The sequence below is a fragment of the Catenibacterium sp. GCM10023432 genome (assembly GCF_042651925.1).
GTDB classification, from domain to species: Bacteria; Bacillota_I; Bacilli_A; order Erysipelotrichales; family Coprobacillaceae; genus Catenibacterium; species Catenibacterium mitsuoka.
This window is the reverse complement of the sequence record NZ_JBHSEB010000063.1, coordinates 247-17,329: the sequence shown is the minus strand read 5'-3', so window position 1 is coordinate 17,329 and position 17,083 is coordinate 247. Positions and strand designations below refer to the sequence as shown.

Sequence of the window (17,083 nt, the reverse complement as noted above, 5' to 3'; positions counted from 1 at the left end):
AACGGAAAAACGAAAATCAAAGAAATGTGTTATTTCCACTTGACAATCGTCATTTCATAACAGATTAGAAATCAGATGGAGAACTCATGCAGGATATTGTTTCAATACTTCATGTGTTCTCCTGCCAGTTGCAGGGGCTTCGTAAGTATAAAAAACAGATAGAAAGGGATGAGGAAATTGCTGAAGAGCTTCAAAACGGAAATTAATCCAACAGAGGAGCAGAAAGTCAGGATTCGTAAAACAATAGGTACTTGCAGATTTATCTATAACTTCTATCTTGCTCATAATAAGGAACTTCATGAAAGTGGCAGAAAGTTTATGAGCAGCAGTCAGTTTAGAGTATGGCTCAACAATGAGTATCTTCCGAGCCATCCAGAATATTCCTGGATCAAGGAAGCTTATTCAAAATCGGTAACACAGGCAGTAAATGACGGACAGACCGCATTTAAAAGATTCTTTGATCACAAGAGTGCCTTTCCAAAATTCAAGAAGAAAGGCAGATCAGATGTGAAGATGTATTTTGTAAGGAATAATCCAAAAGATTGCCTTTGCGAAAGACACAGAATCAAGATTCCATCACTTGGATGGGTCAGCATCAAAGAGAAAGGATATATTCCAACTACAAAAGATGGATATGTGATTAAGAGCGGTCATATCTCAATAAAGGCTGACAGATACTATGTTTCAGTTCTTATAGAAATCCCAGATAAAAGGATAGTCAGTAATTCTAGTGAAGGAATCGGCATTGACCTTGGATTAAAGGACTTTGCGATTGTCTCTAATGGAAAAACTTATAAGAACATCAACAAATCTGCAAAATTAAGAAAGCTTGAGAAAAAGCTTATTCGAGAACAGAGAAGTCTTTCTCGAAAGTATGAAAATATAAAGAAAGGAGAGTCCACTCAAAAGAAAAATATACAGAAACAAAGGCTCAAGATACAGAAGCTTCATCATAGAATTGATAATATTCGTACTGATTACATCAATAAGATAATCGCAGAGATAGTGAAAACAAAGCCATCTCATATAACGATTGAAGATCTAAACGTATCAGGAATGATGAAGAACAGACATCTTTCAAAGGCAGTTGCTTCACAGAAGTTTTATGAATTTAAAACGAAGCTTGAAACTAAATGCAAAGAGAATGGAATTGAACAACGAACAGTAGATAGATGGTACCCATCATCTAAGACATGTCACTGCTGCAAAAGTATCAAGAAAGATTTAAAGCTTTCAGATAGAATTTTTAGATGTGACTGTGGTTATATCGAAGACAGAGATTTCAATGCTGCACTTAATCTGAGAGATGCTACGACCTACGAAGTTGCATAAATGAACGCAGACGTAGGCATGTACCGGAGGCTACTTCGGGAATTTACGACTATAGAGTGTACAAGAACTTGTGAGTAGATTTGATTTCGGTCAATCCAAAGCATACACGATGACATAGTAAGTAATGTTCGTGAGAACTTACATTATCTCGATGTGAGTATGTTTAATCACATTTTGAGTGGCAGTGTGAACTTTTATGAATAATATTCTTTTATTTGGTTTATGCGTTGTTGTGCCAGTGCTTATTCCTTTAATCATCGCATTATTAGTGGCTGTATTATGGAAAATAAAATAAGTACAAAAGGTGTATTCTACCTGCTTATGACAGCATTCTGCTGGTCACTTGCAGGTTTATTTATACGTGCAAGCCGCTTAAGTGGGCTGGGATTCTCAATGATGAGTTCTATTATCGCAATACCTCTTAGTATGATCATTCATCATAAGAAGCTGGTATTCAATAAAATGACAGTTACAGTGGGGGTCTTTCAGTTCCTTATGAGTTTAACATTCATCTATGCCAATAAGCTGACATCAGTGGCCAATGCGATTGTATTACAATACTCATCAACAATCTTTGTATTGATCTATCAATCTATAGATTTACGTAGATTACCGACAAAAAGACAAATGGGGATTATTGCGATTGTCTTTATCGGTATGGCACTATTCTTTGCGGATACTCTTTCCTTCTCGCATCTATTAGGAAATATACTCGCAATTATATCAGGAGCCTGCTTTGGAATGCAGTTCTACCTCAACAACAAAGAAGAGGCTGAAGCCTTCTCATCGACAATATTTGCTTATATGTTCTCTCTTACAGTAGGCTTGATTGTCTTTAGAGGACTTCCTGACTTCCATATCACTGATGCCTTTGGTGTATGTGGTTATGGTTTCTTTCCAATGTGTTTAGGCGGTATATTCCTCGCATTAGGTATTTCTTGTACAGAAGCTTTTACAGCCAATCTTATTTGCATGTTAGAAGTCATTTTAGCGCCTCTGTGGGCTTTTATCTTCTTCCATGAAACAATATCTGGTATCAGTTTAATTGGTGCAGGAATGGTTGTAGGAGGCATTATCTTAAACTTAATATTAGACTTTAAAAAAGCAGCCATCTAGGCTGCTTCTTTTGATTGTAGACCATTTCTATTTGGATATATTCATAATGTCCTCGATGGTCTTGTTTTTCAACAAATTGTCACACGCTTCATTGAGATCTACAAAAATAGAATCAATGGCTTGTTCTACTTTAGAGTCTTTAATGGCTTCTCTTCCATCTTCTCCATTGTGCCAAGTCACATGGATATAATCATTTGAGACAGATTTCGCAATCTCAGATAAAGTGATATCATCGGCTTCTTTATCAAGACGATATCCTCCATCAACACCTGCTTTAGCCTTAATAAGGCCAGCTTCTCTCAATTTGATCATAACACGTCTTACACGTACTGGATGAGTGCAAATATGCTTTGCAAGTTCATCGCTAGAAATAAGGTCTTGGTTTTTACCTAAATAGACGAGAGCGTGGACAGCAATACTAAAATCACTAGTCATACGTATCACCTCCATATAAAACTTCTATTATTATTTCCATTTACATAATAATGCCTTTTGTAAATATTTACAAGATTATTTTGGAAAAAATTTACTAATAACACTCAAAAAAAGCCCTTTATAATCAACACTTTTACAATTTTGACTGGAAAAATATTAAAAGAAAGCATATCATTCGTAGTCTTGTTCTAAAAGTGTTATGATAGTATTAGATAAAGGAGGAATTGAATATGAAATTCTATCGTTGTGAACATTGTGGTAACGTTATCACTCATTTTGTGGATTCTGGTGTACCAGTCGTTTGTTGTGGCGAACCTATGAAGGAATTAACACCAAATACAACTGATGCCGCAGTTGAAAAACACGTTCCTGTTATTAAAGTAGAAGGAACAAAAGTGACTGTATCTGTAGGATCAGTAGAACATCCTATGACTGAAGCACATTATATTACTTTAATCGTATTAGAAACTAAAAATGGTACTCAGTTTAAACAGTTAACACCTACTGATAAGCCTGAAGCTGTATTCTATATTGGTGAAGGTGATGAAGTTGTGGCAGCTTATGACTACTGCAATCTTCATGGTTTATGGAAAGCATAATAAAAAAGCAGAAATAGATTCTGCTTTCAGGACTGTTCATTTGAACAGTCTTTTTTAGTACTTTAATGCTTCTTCAATATCCTTGATTAAGTCATCTGGGTTTTCTAAACCAATAGATAAACGAATAAGTGTTGGATCAACACCTGCTTCTTTTAATTGTTCATCTGTCATCTGACGATGTGTATGGCTAGCAGGATGTAAAATACAAGTCTTTGCATCAGCTACATGAGTCACGATGTTAATAAGCTGTAGGTGATCCATGAAAGTCACTGCTTCCTTCTTATCGCCCTTTAAACCAAAGCACATAACACCGCATGTACCATGAGGCATATATTTATTTGCTGCTTCATGATATTTATCATCTTCTAGTCCTGGATAGTGGATCCATTCTACTTTTGGATGATTCTTTAAGTATGTAGCAACTTTTAAGGCATTTTCACAATGTACACGCATACGTGCTGGTAATGATTCAATTCCAATATTTAATAAATAACTATTAAATGGTGAAGGAATAGATCCTAAGTCACGCATTAATTGTGCAGTGGCTTTAGTAATATAAGCGGCCTTACCAAATCTCTTTGCATAAGTGATTCCATGATAACTATCATCTGGAGTAGTGAGTCCTGGGAACTTTTCTGCATGACTCATCCAGTCAAAATGACCACTATCAATAATAGCGCCACCAACACCGGATGCATGACCATCTAGATATTTTGTCGTAGAATGAGTCACAATATCAGCACCCCATTTAATAGGCTGACAATTTGCAGGTGTCGCAAATGTATTGTCCACAATTAAAGGGACACCGTGGGCATGCGCAATAGACGCAAACTTTTCAATATCTAATACTTCCATTGTAGGATTCGATAATGTTTCTCCAAACATACACTTAGTATTCTCTTTAAATGCTGCATTGATTTCTTCTACAGATGCATCCTGATTAATAAAAGTCACATCAACACCCATCTTCTTCATAGTTACTGAAAGTAGGTTATAACTACCTCCATAAATATTACCAGAAGCAACAACATGTCCTCCTGCTTCACAGATATTAAAAATCGCAAAGAAGTTAGCTGCCTGTCCTGAACTTGTTAACATACCAGCATATCCACCTTCCATGCTAGTAAGTTTGGCTGCTACTGCATCATTTGTAGGGTTCTGTAAGCGTGAATAGAAATAACCATCTTTTTCTAAATCAAATAACATGCCCATTTCTTCACTTGAATCATATTTAAAAGTAGTACTCTCATAAATTGGTAACTGTCTAGGTTCTCCATTACCAGGCTTCCAGCCTTCATGGATTGCTTTTGTTTCTAATTCCATATAATCTCCTCCGTTTTTAAACATTATATACCATAAGGGTTGTAGGGAATTAAACTTTTTTTAAAAAATCTTAAGTAATTTATTCTTATTTTAGAGAATAAGTATATAGAAGGAGGAAAAAAATATGAATGAAGTTAAATTACAAGGTCAGATCACATCTGATCCAGAAGTGAAAGAATCTAGAAATGGAATACTTAGAGGTTCTTTCTTACTTACTACGAAAGGAGGGACAGAAGATAGACCACGTTATGATTATATACGTTGTGTAATCTGGGATGAGAAAGCACAGTATGTCGTAGACCACTTTGAAAAGGGTCAGTCTGTGTCTATTGAAGGAAGTGTTAGAGGACGTTTTTATCCAAATCGTTCAGGAACAACTTCATATGCTATGGAAGTTTATCCAGAACATATGGTATGTGAAGATTCTAGCTATTCATTCTAGAATATGCAAAAACACGCATGGATGTTGATTGAGATATGCATGTTCATGCGTGTATAATGTATCTCGAAAGTGAGGGGTACATGATGGATAGAAAATACTTTTTCTTTGATATTGATGGGACTTTAGCTGTAGGAACACCAGGAGATCAGTATATTCCTGAATCAACACAATATACTTTAAAACAGCTAGAAGCAGAGGGTCATTTTATTGCGATTGCGACAGGTAGAAGTTATGCCATGGCACATGATTATATGCATGAATTAGGTTTTCATAATATGATCAGTGATGGAGGGAATGGAATGACTATTGATGATCAGTTAAAAGGCATAGAACCATTGGATTATCAATTATGTCTTGATTTAATAGATGAATGTGAGAAGAAAGGTTTGATATGGGCTTTTTCTCCTGACAACAAAACAAGAAGACTCGCACCGGATGATCGTTTTTATGAGTTTACTCATGATATTTATATGAAGACAGAAGTGGTAGAAGGTTTAGATCCACGTGATTATGATCAAATCTATAAGGTATATATTGCCTGCTTTAAGGGTGAAGAAGAGAAACTGGAATCTTTAAAGAAGTTACCTTGGTGTCGTTTTCATAAGGAATACTTGTTTGTGGAACCAGGAGATAAGAGCAAGGGTATTAAACGTATGGTGGAACATCTTGGTGGTGATATTAAAGATGTTGTCGTATTTGGTGATGAAAAGAATGATTTATCTATGTTTATTCCAGAGTGGACAAGTATTGCAATGGGTAATGGTATAGATGAATTAAAGAAGAAAGCCACTTATGTGACTACTGATGCCAACAAGGATGGTATCTACAATGCTTGTCTGCATTATGGATGGATCAAGGAAAGATATCTTTTGGCACTCGATATGGATGGTACACTTCTAAAGTCTGATAAGACGATTTCGCCAAATACTGCAGCTTCTTTAATTGAAGCAAACAAAAAGGGACAGAGTATCTGTTTATGTACAGGAAGAGGGCTGGCAGAATTAAAAGACTATGAAGGTGAATTAGATTTCTGTGATTATGGAATCTTATTAAGTGGATGCTTGATCTATGATTTTAAGAATGATCAGCCATTAGAAGTTCATTCTTTTGATACAGATGTATTTACACAGATGATGGATATTGTGAAGAAAGAGGATGTGATGTTGTATTTACTCGATTCGTCTCATTCTATTGCCTCTCAAAAAGATGTAGAGAATATGCCTTATTACAATATGGCTATTTATCAATCTATGTTTGAAAGCCGTGCATTTATTGTAGAGGACATTTATGAATATGCAGAAGTACATAAGGATGAAATCCTTAAGTTCTGTTTATATAATCCAAGTGTTGATGCAATGAATCAGCTTCTAAAGAAACTAGAAGTATTTCCAGTCAGCTGTGCTGTAGTAGAAGAAACAGCTATTGAAGTCACACCTTTAGGTATTACTAAAGGAGCAGGACTTGAATCTCTATCATCTTACTTAAATATCCCTATTGAAAATACAATCATGATGGGTGATAGCGGGAATGATATTGAAGCATTCCAGAGTGCTGGTAAAGCAGTTGCGATGGGGAATGCAACAGAAGAGATTAAGAATCTAGCCACTGAAATCACATTAGATAATGATCATGATGGAATAAAAGTAATCGTAGATAAATATCTTTTGTAAGTAATGATGATTTCGTGTAGAATACCCCTTTGTAGGAGGGGAAATCATGCGTTATAAAAATCATTTATTACTACTACTTACAGCCTTCATCTGGGGCTGTGCCTTTGTAGCACAAAGTGCAGGTATGGATTATGTAGGACCATTTACTTTTACTGCCTTACGTAGTTATTTAGGTGGACTTGTTTTATTACCACTTATTTATTTCTTTGATCATACAATGGACTTCAAGGATAAGAAGTTATGGGCAGGTGGAATTGCCTGTGGTATTGTATTAGGTCTAGCAAGTGCCCTGCAGCAGTTTGGTATTCAGTATACAACTGTAGGTAAAGCAGGATTTATTACAGCACTTTATATTATTGTTGTACCATTCTTTAGCTTATTTTTAGGGAAGAAGTTAAGTCCTAAGATTGGTATCTCTGTTGTCCTAGCAGTGATTGGTCTTTACTTATTATGTATGACAGGATCACTTTCTTTAGGTAAAGGTGACTTATTAGTATGTGCATGTGCCTGTGTATTCGCATTACATATTCTTGTCATTGATCACTATTCACCATTAGTAGATGGTGTAAAGATGAGCTGTATTCAGTTCTTCACATGTGCATTATTAAATACTATTCCTATGTTTTTATTTGAAGATGTATCTATGCATAATATCATGGTAGGATGTGCACCTATTCTCTATGCTGGATTATTATCAAGTGGAGCAGGCTATACATTACAGATTATTGGACAGAAGGGTATGAATCCTACAGTAGCTTCTATTTTGTTAAGTATGGAATCTGTATTCTCAGTATTTGCAGGATGGGTGATCTTAGGTCAGAGTCTTACAATCAAAGAAGGATTGGGCTGTGTACTCATGTTTATTGCGATTATTATTGCACAGTTACCGGATAAAAAAACCATTCAGAATTAAATTCTGAATGGCTTTTTTTAGCTAAAAGCTTTTTTTCTTAGTATCATATAAGTGATAAGATGTGCCGCTGCAGTAACTATCCAAGTCACTGGATATGATAAATAAATAGAATTAAGTGTATGGAAGTATTGGAAGATAGTAAGAATCCACAAGACTCTTAGTCCACATGCACCTATTAAAGATACAATCATAGGAATAGTAGAATAACCTAAACCTCTTAATGAACCGACTATGACATCCATCCAGCCACAGATGAAATAAGGTACACATATATATAATAATCTTTCATGACCATAGGCAATGGCTTGTACATCTGTTGTATAGATACGAATCAGCTCATTCGCAAAGAAGTAGACAAGATTACCTAAAACAAGTCCTACAACTGTGACTATTCCAATGCATAATGCAAGGACTCTATCGACTCTCTTTCTATCATTAATACCATAGTTCTGACTTGTGAAAGTGACACACGCCTGATAGATGGCATTCATAGACTGATAAACAAATCCTTCAAGTGATCCTGCTGCGGCATTACCTGCCATCGCAATAGAACCAAATGAGTTAATAGATGACTGAATCAGGATATTAGAAATAGAGAAGATAGCACCTTGTAATCCTGCAGGTAAACCAATCTTGAATATCTGAATCACCTTATCTTTATGGAACTTTAAAGCATGAATATCTAAGTGAATGACAGTACTTGTTTTCATCAAGCAGTGAATAATAAGTATTGAAGAAACAAGTTCAGCCGTAAATGTCGCAAGTGCAACGCCAGCTACATCCATCTTGAATATAATAACAAATATTAAGTTTAATATGACATTTACAATACCCGCTACAATAAGGAATATAAGTGGTCTTTTTGTATCACCAATGGCACGTAATATGGCAGCACCAAAGTTATAAAGTGCAACAAAGGGCATACTGATAAAATAGATACGTAAATAGGTTGTTGCAAGATTGATGACATCATCCGGTGATCCCATTGCTTCTAGAATCATTCTGGCACATGTCACACCAATAATCGCAAATATCAAGCCAAAGACAATTGCGAGTAGTATGGCAGAGTGTACTGTTTCATGGGTATCCTTGTCTCTTTGTGAGGCAATAAAGCGTGCGACAAGTACATTGACCCCGACAGATAAACCAATAAATAAACTAACTAATAGATTGACAACAGAAGATGTAGAACCTACTGCCGCAATAGAACGTGGACCAGCAAATTGTCCTACCACAATAACGTCTGCTGCATTAAATAATAACTGCAGCACCCCTGAAAACATTAATGGTATAGAAAATATTAAGATCTTACCAAGTAATGGACCGTGCGTCATATCCATTTGATATTGATCTTTCTTCATGAAATCCCCTCCTTAAGACTATAGTCTAACATATCAAAATTAAAGGTGTAGAGAAGTTTCAAAAAGTGATAGAAAAAGTTGATATGTTATTTTTGCTGAGAATGAGATATTCGTGCAGAACAAAAGCGTGATAGTGCATTTGATATACTTTTTTGTTCAGTTATAGATAATATGAAATGACCTCCTAGTTGTCAAAACGTGGATTTAAACTCATAATAAGAATAGAAAACAAAAAGTGAGTTGTTACCATAACGACAATAGGAGGTCACTATGAAAAGTATAATTTATATTGGTATGGATGTCCATAAGAAGACATACAGTTTATGTGCATTATTGAAAGAAACTGGTGAGATTATTGGTGAAACTAAGATTCCTGCAGATGTAAGTCTTATCATCAAGTTCATTGAGAACGCCAAGAAATCAGTTGACAGTGATGATGTTCAGATCAAGACAGGCTATGAAGCAGGATGCCTTGGCTATTCTCTTTACTGGCAGTTAGCTGAAAAAGGTATTGAATGTGATATTCTTGCACCATCAACTATGCATCGTTCTGCAAAAAATAAAGTAGTGAAGAATGATAGAAGAGATGCGAAAAATATTGCAGCTAACCTAGCTAACGGAACTTATAAGTCAGTTCATGTTCCAACAGATGAAGATGTAGAAATTAAAGAATACATAAGAATGATGCATGACTTTAAGATTGAACTAAAGAAGGTTAAGCAGCATATTAATGCATTCCTCTTGAGATTCGGTCATCAGTATCCTGGTAAATCAAAATGGGTTCCAGCCCATATTAAGTGGCTTAAGGAACTTGAACTAAGTGATATGCATAGAGAAATACTTGATGAATATCTATCACAGCTTGAAATCCTATCTGAAAAGATAGAAAGATTCAAGCATAGATTAGAAGAATTATCTCAAAAGGAAACATACAATGAGAAGATAGGTCAATTGCGCTGTATCAAGGGTATTGATACTATTGCAGCTATGACCATGCATGCTGAAACATCTGATTTTGATAGATTTCCTACTGCCAATGCCTTTGCGTCTTATTGCGGTCTTACACCTGGTGAAGATTCAAGCGGTGATTCTTATCATAGACTAGGCATCACCAAGCAGGGAAACAGTATGATTAGAACGACTCTTGTAGAGGCTGCTCAGGTACTTGTAAGAGGGACTATAGGCAAAAAAGGCAAAAAAGTGAAATCAAAACAGAAAGATCAGGATGTAAAGGTTATAGATTATGCAGATAAGGCAGTTATTAGACTACAGAAGAAGTATCATCGTATGATTTTTAGAGGAGTTAAAAGAAATATCGCAATTACAGCAGTCGCAAGAGAGCTTGCATGTTTTGTATGGGGAATAGAGACTGGTCATATCTCATAATAATCTTTATTAATATTTCAAGTTTAAAAAAAAGGAAATGAAGTGTCGTTAAATAGACAAAATACTCCAACATCGAAGGCATAGATGGACTTCAAATTAATAGTACAGGTTCAGCTATCTAAGATAAATACTTTATGGCATTGTGAGTTCTTACTGAAAGTCGCGATTTAGTAAGAATAATAAAAGCAATGATCCATGCATATAGATTATAGAGCTGTCGACGAACCATTAACTTTTTGGTATCCAATCCACGTATTACAGTTTGGTTAACTGTCGCAGAATCTATATGATTTGAGGTCTTTCTATGCCCTTGATGATAAAACTTAATAGAAATATTATGAAAGTTTATTTATATCTTGACAACGGTCATTTCATAACAGTATAATAATTTAAAATTTATCACTTTATGGAAAAAGGAAGGAAACGAAATGAATAATAAGAATCATGTTTTAGTTAAGGCAGCACTTGCAACAGCTATGGCTGTTTCTATGGCTCCTTTTATGAATCCAAATGTCGCACTCGCTTATAATGCAGTAGAAGAAAGTATTAATAATACATCTTCAAAAACAACTGATACTCTATTAGTAAGTGAAGCATCTTATGTCGCAAAAATTGGGGAAACTGAATATACTTCTTTAAAAGAAGCGGTAGAACAAGCAAAGGATGGAGATACAGTTGTAGTAGGTCAATCTTTAAAGGTGACTGAAGAAATCAAGGTTGTGAATAAGACTATCACAATCAAAGGGGTGACTGATGTTACTTTATCTCGTTCAGAAGATTATTTGAATGGTTATCTTTTAAATATTGATGAGAATTCTACCGTAAATCTAGAAAACATTCACTTTGATGGTGGGGCTTCTGGATTTACTGCAGGTGAAGAAGTAGTAAAGAATAAAAAAGGTTATATCCCAATTACTTTAGGTGATAAAGATTTAAAAGCTACAAAGTCAATGGTTTATACTGAAGGTCATTTAAAGGCTAAGAATTCATCATTTAAGAATGCAGTGAATGTGACAAGATCTGGTCATGGTGGTGCTATTCTAGTAGAAAAGGGTACAGCAGAATTCACTAATTGTCAGATTCAGCATAATGTAGTTTATAATTCATGGTGGGCATGTGGTGGAGCTATTTATGCAAATCAAAGTGACTCATTGATCTTTAGAAATACAAATATTGATCAGAACTATGTTTCATATTCTGATTCAAGTTATTGTTTCGGTGGTGCCATCTTTGCCCAGAAGGGTGTTATGGAATTCTATGGTGGTACTATTAATGATAACTCTGCAAGTGAAAATGGTGGCGCTGTATATGCGAATTCCCCTGTTACTAAGGTCACTATGAAAGATGTAGTAGTATCTAGAAATTCATCAGGTAATGATGGTGGTGCTGTACATTTAATGAAGGCTGATGGTGATTTTACAAACTGTAAGTTTATTGATAATAAAGGTATGGGTTATAGTAATAGTTCACTCGGTATTATTTGTTTTGCATATGGTAATGGAACAGGTAATATTATCAATTGTACTTTTAAAGGAAATAGAGAAGAAGCAGGTTCAGCTGTTGCGAACTTTGGTAATACATTTGAATTAAATATTGATAGATGTCATTTCGAAGAAAATAATGAAGGACCAGTAGTATGGCTTCATAATGCGAAACTTTCATTAAAGAATAGTATCTTTAAAGGAAATAAAGATTTTTCACTTTATTTACTCGGAGAGATTTCAGAAAATGAATACAAGGACGAATATGCTAAATATCTAACAGCACAAGTAGACAATTGTCAATTCTTAGGTAATGAGTCAGGAGATATTTATCTTGGTACTTGGAATAAAGGTGATAAGCCTTATACCGTTAATGTGAAAGATAGTTTGATTGATGGACAGAATGTGGAAAGTAAAAATCGCGCTATTAGTGTAGCAAGTGGATCAATAGTTACATTAGATAATACAGAAATCAAAAATAAGCATGCAGATGGCTGGTATGGAGTCGCAATTGGTTCTTATAAAGATGGATCAACAGTGAATATTACAAACCATACACGTATTTATAATAATAAAGGAACTTCCGCAGCAGGAGTTGCAGCATGGTCTGGTGGATTAGTCAATATTGATGAAACATCAAAAGTATATGATAATGATGCATCACGTTGTGGAGATGATTTATATGTACATGATAAAGACAGTACTATTACTTTCTATAAAAATTCTGTAGTAGGTGAAAAGTTATCAGGTAGTTGTGGACATATGATTGATGGCTGGTATATTGATAATGAAGGTAACAGATATGATGAATCTTCAGAAAATATCAATAAATTTGATGCAGAAAGCGAAAAAGTCATATTAACAGATAAAGAAAAGTATGGCTTAAAAGCAGCACATGGCTTATATACAGTGACTTATAATTCAAACTATGGTCATATGAAGGAAAATAAAACTGATAAGTTTGCGCCAGGTGAAACAGTTGAATTAGAAAAGAACTTATATGAAAGAGAAGGCTATGTATTTGTTGGATGGAATACAAAAGCAGATGGTACAGGAGATACTTATTCATATAATCCAAAAACAGGTGAATTTGAAGGTACATTTGAAGTGCCTGCACATGATGTGACATTGTATGCACAATGGGCATTAAATATGGTGACTATCAATGCAGCACCTACTATTAAGGCAGAAGATAAAGTAGTGACTGTTGGTGACAAGTTTGATCCAATGGCAGGTGTGACTGGCAAAGATGCGGAAGATGGAGATTTGACAGATAAGATTGAAATTACAAAGAATACTATTGATCTTACTAAGGCAGGTACATATGAAATTACATATGAAGTGAAAGATAAAGAAGGTAATAAGGCAACAAAGACGATTACAGTGACTGTAAAGGAAAAGGATGTTGTAAAACCTGATACAAATAAGGGTGGTTCTACAAATACGCCTAAGACAGGTGATACAACTCAGGTAGGTTTCTTTGCATTACTTGTGTCTTGTGCAGCTGCTTTATTAAATCTTTTAAAGAGAAAAAAAGCTTAAGTATAAGTTAAGGTGTGAGTCTCAATGAGACTCACACCTTTTTTGATAAAGTCCCCCTTTTTTTTTAGAGTCCCATTCGTTATAATTGTTTTGGAAAGAGGGGAGTGAAAAAATGATATTTCACGAAGTTGAATTATCTCATACAAAAGAAATCATGGATTCATATGAAGTGAATCCTATTATTGCGAAATATGTTGAGCATAGAGGCTTTACAAAAGAAGACTATGAAGCACTCAACATGCCACTCTATTACAACTTTACAGATTTAGAGAATGGTGAAACAGTAGTGAATCTCATTAAAGAAGCATGTGCTTCTAAGTCTAAGATTCATATTTGTATCATGAGTACAGAACTACATCATTTATTAGAAAGTGCTATGATCTTCCTAGGTGTTTTAATGGCTAAAGGGAAATCAGCTTTTGAATTCTATGATGGTCCTCAGGATGATTTTGGTTCTGGTCTCCATATTATCTTAGGAGATCAGTTAGAAGTAAGAAATGGAAATGATGTTTATCCATTAGTACCTGGTGGTCACTATAAGGATGAAGATGCTGCACAGAGCTTACTTGTATTACAGCTTATTAATACATTACTTGGTAAAGAGAATCAGTATTTAGCTTCTCTTGCAGGTATTGGTATTCAGGCTGAAGGAACTCCTTTACGTAATTCTAATCGATATCATTTAAAGAAGACTTTAGGTTTATTAAATGACTGTCGTTTTGATGCAATTGAATTTATTGCATTAACACCTAAGACAAGACAGAAAAACAATATGCGTCAAAGAGAATTCAAGAAGACATATAATGAACAGGTTATGGCTGATTCTATTACTTATAAGATGGCACATTACCTTGAATCTTTAAATAATGCGAAAAAGATGGTTAAGTATTTGATTTATGGCTGTCCTGGTACTGGTAAATTCCGTTCTGTTGCACCTATTGCGGATGAAATCAATGCTGGATACTTCATTAATGAAGATTATATTGATGATGGTACAGAAAAAGATGTGATTCCATTAGAAATCTCAGACTTATCTAAGACAAATATAGAAGAATACTTACAGGTATTATCACCATTTGGCATAGGACAGGAAAAGACTCTTATCTCTATTGAAGGTTTAAAGATTCATAGTGCTCCTGTAAAGGATTATTATGATCGTATCAAGTTAAGCTTCTTTATTCCTAATGTAGGTGGTATTGATACAATCATCTATACTCCAGGATATAAGATTGATAAGTTTAAACAGGGACAGACAGTAAAGATTGTAGGTACATTATCTATTAATGACTTTACAAGTTTGATGACAATTAATGCAATCCAGGTAGACATTCTTGATTAAGAATGTCTTTTTTTGTGTATAATTATAAGAAAGGAGGAAAATATAAGTAACTTTAATTACCCATAATCAACAGGTGAATCCAATTAATGAAATTAATTTTACACATAAATGCCAAGAAAATTGAAACTATCATTTCTTAATTTGACAGTTACCTGTGGAACGTGGGTATTCAAATAAGTAACTAAATATATCGACTATTGTGATTAAATGTGTTCAAATTTACTCAAAGGAAAGCTTTAATGTGAAAACATCAAATATCACAAATTATAAACCAAAGGATTTTGCTGAACTTTAAGGCGTACCTGTTAAGACATTATAACGTTGGGATAGAGAAGAAACTTTATAGGCAAACCGAACTCCAACTAATAGGCGTTATTACACTTATAATTAGTATTTACTGAATCGCGTTGCATTTTTAAGATTTTGTATTGCAAAAGGAATTATTGTAGAACAGCGTACTGAAGATTATGGAAACCATGTAAACATTTATTAGATGAAGTAATGGAAAAAAATAAAAACTACAATTTGAATACCCACAAATCATAGGCTAGTGAAAATTAAATTTCATAAACACCTATTAAACAGCGTTCTCGAGGCTGAACCTAATACATGAATATTCCATTTGTTCTACAATTAGATTAGAAATCAGATGAAGAACTCATGCAGGATATTGTTTCAATACTTCATGTGTTCTCCTGCAGGCTGTATGGGTTTAGTAAGTATAAAAAAGCTGATAGAAAGGGATGAGGAAATTGCTGAAGAGCTTCAAGACGGAAATAAATCCGACAGATGAACAGAAAGTCAAGATTCGTAAAACAATAGGTACTTGCAGATTTATCTATAACTTCTATCTTGCTCATAATAAGGAGCTTCATGAAAATGGGGAAAAGTTTATGAGCAGCAGCCAGTTTAGAGTTTGGCTTAACAATGAGTATCTTTCTAGCCATCCAGAATATTCCTGGATCAAGGAGGCTTATTCAAAATTGGTAACACAGGCAGTAAATGATAGACAGACCGAATTTACAAGATTCTTTAATCACAAGAGCGACTTTCCAAAGTTCAAAAAGAAAGGCAGATCTGATGTGAAGATGTATTTTGTAAGGAATAATCCAAAAGATTGCCTTTGCGAAAGACATAGAATCAAGATTCCTTCACTTGGCTGGGTACGCATCAAAGAGAAAGGATATATTCCCACAACAAAAGATGGATACGTAATTAAGAGCGGTCATGTCTCAATAAAAGCTGGCAGATACTATGTTTCAGTTCTTATAGAAATCAAGAATAAAAGGAATTGGCATTGACCTTGGATTAAAGGATTTTGCGATTGTCTCTAATGGAAAAACTTATAAGAACATCAATAAATCTGCAAAATTAAAGAAGCTTGAAAAAAAACTTATTCGAGAACAGAGAAGTCTTTCTCGAAAGTATGAAAATATAAAGAAAGGAGAGTCCACTCAAAAAAGAAATATACAAAAACAAAGGCTTAAGATACAGAAGCTTCATCATAGAATAGACAATATTCGTACTGACTACATCAATAAGATAATCGCAGAGATAGTGAAAACCAAGCCATCTTATATAACGATTGAAGATCTAAACGTATCAGGAATGATGAAGAACAAGCATCTTTCAAAGGCAGTTGCTTCGCAGAAGCTTTATGAATTTAAAACAAAGTTTCAAGCTAAATGCAAGGAGTACGGAATTGAACAACGAACAGTAGATAGATGGTTCCCATCATCTAAGACATGTCGCTGTTGCAAGAATATCAAGAAAGATTTAAAGCTTTCAGATAGAGTTTTCAGATGTGACTGTGGTTATATCGAAGATAGAGATTTCAATGCTGCACTAAATCTGAGAGATGCTACGACTTACGAAGTTGCATAACCAAACGCAAACGTAGGTATGTACCGAAGGCTACTTCGGGAATTTACGACTATGGAGTGTACAAGAACTTGTGAGTAGATATGATTTCGGTCAATCGAAAGCATACACGATGACATAGTAAGTAATGTTCGTGAGAACTTACATTATCTCGATGTGAGTTGTTAAACCGCAAACTCTACCCATAATAAAAAGTAATAAAACCGCAAATTAAATTAATAAACAGGTGGAAAATGTGCCTTTTGTGACGGCATAATCTTCCA

General features: G+C 34.7%; 14 protein-coding genes and 1 pseudogene. 12 read left to right on the top strand and 3 right to left on the bottom strand.

The features are described 5' to 3' along the window. Nucleotides 1-80 precede the first annotated feature (80 nt). The 3 genes and pseudogenes from ACFOZZ_RS13320 to ACFOZZ_RS08395 all read left to right on the top strand — a co-directional run. Nucleotides 81-206 (top strand): annotated as a pseudogene (locus ACFOZZ_RS13320) (IS607 family transposase); the annotation flags it as partial. Beyond that, complete coding sequence (locus ACFOZZ_RS08400) at nucleotides 169-1,332, top strand: RNA-guided endonuclease InsQ/TnpB family protein (RefSeq protein WP_376815075.1); 1,164 nt, start codon at nucleotides 169-171, stop codon at nucleotides 1,330-1,332. The pseudogene ACFOZZ_RS13320 and the gene ACFOZZ_RS08400, both read left to right, overlap by 38 nt. A gap of 279 nt (nucleotides 1,333-1,611) precedes the next feature. Next, complete coding sequence (locus ACFOZZ_RS08395; protein ID WP_279147603.1) at nucleotides 1,612-2,448, top strand: DMT family transporter; 837 nt, start codon at nucleotides 1,612-1,614, stop codon at nucleotides 2,446-2,448. A gap of 27 nt (nucleotides 2,449-2,475) precedes the next feature. On the opposite strand, the gene ACFOZZ_RS08390 is transcribed toward ACFOZZ_RS08395, so the two are convergent. After that, nucleotides 2,476-2,883 (bottom strand): RrF2 family transcriptional regulator, encoded by a 408-nt coding sequence (locus ACFOZZ_RS08390; protein ID WP_040389732.1) that lies wholly within the window; start codon nucleotides 2,881-2,883, stop codon nucleotides 2,476-2,478. A gap of 230 nt (nucleotides 2,884-3,113) precedes the next feature. Between ACFOZZ_RS08390 and ACFOZZ_RS08385 the strand changes: the two genes are divergently transcribed. After that, on the top strand, nucleotides 3,114-3,482 hold the full coding sequence (locus ACFOZZ_RS08385; protein WP_055234150.1) for a desulfoferrodoxin family protein: 369 nt from the start codon (nucleotides 3,114-3,116) through the stop codon (nucleotides 3,480-3,482). 54 nt (nucleotides 3,483-3,536) lie between these two features. Here ACFOZZ_RS08385 and ACFOZZ_RS08380 read toward each other — a convergent pair whose 3' ends face one another. Next, the gene (locus ACFOZZ_RS08380) at nucleotides 3,537-4,805 is read right to left on the bottom strand and encodes an O-acetylhomoserine aminocarboxypropyltransferase/cysteine synthase family protein (RefSeq protein WP_202980078.1); all 1,269 of its coding nucleotides are present in this window, start codon (nucleotides 4,803-4,805) and stop codon (nucleotides 3,537-3,539) included. 124 nt (nucleotides 4,806-4,929) lie between these two features. On the opposite strand from ACFOZZ_RS08380, the gene ACFOZZ_RS08375 reads away from it, so the two are divergent. The 3 genes from ACFOZZ_RS08375 (at nucleotide 4,930) to ACFOZZ_RS08365 (ending at nucleotide 7,830) form a co-directional block, all read left to right on the top strand. Continuing rightward, the gene (locus ACFOZZ_RS08375) at nucleotides 4,930-5,247 is read left to right on the top strand and encodes a single-stranded DNA-binding protein (RefSeq protein WP_006504417.1); all 318 of its coding nucleotides are present in this window, start codon (nucleotides 4,930-4,932) and stop codon (nucleotides 5,245-5,247) included. 83 nt (nucleotides 5,248-5,330) lie between these two features. Beyond that, on the top strand, nucleotides 5,331-6,917 hold the full coding sequence (locus ACFOZZ_RS08370) for a Cof-type HAD-IIB family hydrolase (RefSeq protein WP_278779664.1): 1,587 nt from the start codon (nucleotides 5,331-5,333) through the stop codon (nucleotides 6,915-6,917). A gap of 46 nt (nucleotides 6,918-6,963) precedes the next feature. After that, nucleotides 6,964-7,830, top strand: a complete 867-nt coding sequence (locus tag ACFOZZ_RS08365; protein WP_376815074.1) for a DMT family transporter — start codon at nucleotides 6,964-6,966, stop codon at nucleotides 7,828-7,830. Nucleotides 7,831-7,847: 17 nt separating this feature from the next. Here ACFOZZ_RS08365 and ACFOZZ_RS08360 read toward each other — a convergent pair whose 3' ends face one another. Then, a complete protein-coding gene (locus tag ACFOZZ_RS08360; RefSeq protein WP_278779661.1) occupies nucleotides 7,848-9,191 on the bottom strand; it encodes an MATE family efflux transporter in 1,344 nt (447 codons plus the stop codon). Between the two features lie 270 nt (nucleotides 9,192-9,461). On the opposite strand from ACFOZZ_RS08360, the gene ACFOZZ_RS08355 reads away from it, so the two are divergent. The 5 genes from ACFOZZ_RS08355 to ACFOZZ_RS08335 all read left to right on the top strand — a co-directional run bounded on the left by ACFOZZ_RS08355 (nucleotide 9,462) and on the right by ACFOZZ_RS08335 (nucleotide 16,823). Next, a complete protein-coding gene (locus ACFOZZ_RS08355; protein ID WP_055235128.1) occupies nucleotides 9,462-10,577 on the top strand; it encodes an IS110 family transposase in 1,116 nt (371 codons plus the stop codon). A gap of 428 nt (nucleotides 10,578-11,005) precedes the next feature. Next, nucleotides 11,006-13,600, top strand: coding sequence for an immunoglobulin-like domain-containing protein (locus tag ACFOZZ_RS08350; protein ID WP_376815073.1), 2,595 nt, complete (start codon nucleotides 11,006-11,008; stop codon nucleotides 13,598-13,600). 112 nt (nucleotides 13,601-13,712) lie between these two features. Next, the gene (locus ACFOZZ_RS08345) at nucleotides 13,713-14,939 is read left to right on the top strand and encodes a hypothetical protein (protein WP_376815072.1); all 1,227 of its coding nucleotides are present in this window, start codon (nucleotides 13,713-13,715) and stop codon (nucleotides 14,937-14,939) included. 743 nt (nucleotides 14,940-15,682) lie between these two features. Then, nucleotides 15,683-16,240: an RNA-guided endonuclease InsQ/TnpB family protein gene (locus ACFOZZ_RS08340; protein WP_376815071.1), complete on the top strand. Its 558-nt coding sequence runs from the start codon at nucleotides 15,683-15,685 to the stop codon at nucleotides 16,238-16,240. After that, nucleotides 16,221-16,823, top strand: coding sequence for an RNA-guided endonuclease InsQ/TnpB family protein (locus ACFOZZ_RS08335; RefSeq protein WP_376815076.1), 603 nt, complete (start codon nucleotides 16,221-16,223; stop codon nucleotides 16,821-16,823). Before ACFOZZ_RS08340 ends, ACFOZZ_RS08335 begins: the two co-directional genes overlap by 20 nt. Nucleotides 16,824-17,083: the final 260 nt, after the last annotated feature.

Bases quoted from the DNA above. Each gene is read 5' to 3' on its own strand.
- ACFOZZ_RS08400 (WP_376815075.1), top strand. From the start codon at position 169: ATGAGGAAATTGCTGAAGAGCTTCAAAACGGAAATTAATCCAACAGAG.
- ACFOZZ_RS08395 (WP_279147603.1), top strand. From the start codon at position 1,612: ATGGAAAATAAAATAAGTACAAAAGGTGTATTCTACCTGCTTATGACA.
- ACFOZZ_RS08390 (WP_040389732.1), bottom strand. From the start codon at position 2,883: ATGACTAGTGATTTTAGTATTGCTGTCCACGCTCTCGTCTATTTAGGT.
- ACFOZZ_RS08385 (WP_055234150.1), top strand. From the start codon at position 3,114: ATGAAATTCTATCGTTGTGAACATTGTGGTAACGTTATCACTCATTTT.
- ACFOZZ_RS08380 (WP_202980078.1), bottom strand. From the start codon at position 4,805: ATGGAATTAGAAACAAAAGCAATCCATGAAGGCTGGAAGCCTGGTAAT.
- ACFOZZ_RS08375 (WP_006504417.1), top strand. From the start codon at position 4,930: ATGAATGAAGTTAAATTACAAGGTCAGATCACATCTGATCCAGAAGTG.
- ACFOZZ_RS08370 (WP_278779664.1), top strand. From the start codon at position 5,331: ATGGATAGAAAATACTTTTTCTTTGATATTGATGGGACTTTAGCTGTA.
- ACFOZZ_RS08365 (WP_376815074.1), top strand. From the start codon at position 6,964: ATGCGTTATAAAAATCATTTATTACTACTACTTACAGCCTTCATCTGG.
- ACFOZZ_RS08360 (WP_278779661.1), bottom strand. From the start codon at position 9,191: ATGAAGAAAGATCAATATCAAATGGATATGACGCACGGTCCATTACTT.
- ACFOZZ_RS08355 (WP_055235128.1), top strand. From the start codon at position 9,462: ATGAAAAGTATAATTTATATTGGTATGGATGTCCATAAGAAGACATAC.
- ACFOZZ_RS08350 (WP_376815073.1), top strand. From the start codon at position 11,006: ATGAATAATAAGAATCATGTTTTAGTTAAGGCAGCACTTGCAACAGCT.
- ACFOZZ_RS08345 (WP_376815072.1), top strand. From the start codon at position 13,713: ATGATATTTCACGAAGTTGAATTATCTCATACAAAAGAAATCATGGAT.
- ACFOZZ_RS08340 (WP_376815071.1), top strand. From the start codon at position 15,683: ATGAGGAAATTGCTGAAGAGCTTCAAGACGGAAATAAATCCGACAGAT.